The sequence below is a fragment of the Faecalibacillus sp. TM498 genome, assembly GCF_020589955.1.
Classification (GTDB): Bacteria; Bacillota_I; Bacilli_A; order Erysipelotrichales; family Coprobacillaceae; genus Faecalibacillus; species Faecalibacillus intestinalis.
In genome coordinates, this window is the sequence record NZ_JAJDKB010000164.1 from 1 (window position 1) to 339 (window position 339).

The 339-nt window shown below is 31.6% G+C and carries 1 pseudogene; it reads left to right on the plus strand.

The window, feature by feature from the left end:
• Nucleotides 1-339, plus strand: a pseudogene (locus LJD32_RS15135) (RNA-guided endonuclease TnpB family protein); the annotation flags it as partial.

A 339-nucleotide genomic window follows, 5' to 3' on the forward strand; every position in this document is an offset into this window, starting at 1 on the left:
CTATGCAATTAACAGAAACAGTCAAGCTTTATCCAAATAAATATCAAACAGAATTGATCAAGGCAACGATGACAGAGTATATTTCTACAGTCAATCATCTTGTTCTTGATGCAATCAATGGAAGAGCTATTACAAAAATAACAACAGCAGATGTAAATGCTATTCTTCCAAGTGCCTTATGCAATCAATGTATTCGAGATGCTAAGTCCATCATAAGAAAATATAATAAGGCTTTAAAAAATTCAAATACTCAAGTAAGACTTCCTGTTTTGAAAAAAATGTGCTGTTATATCAACAACCAAAACTTTAGGATCAATGATGACTGTATAAGCTTTCCAG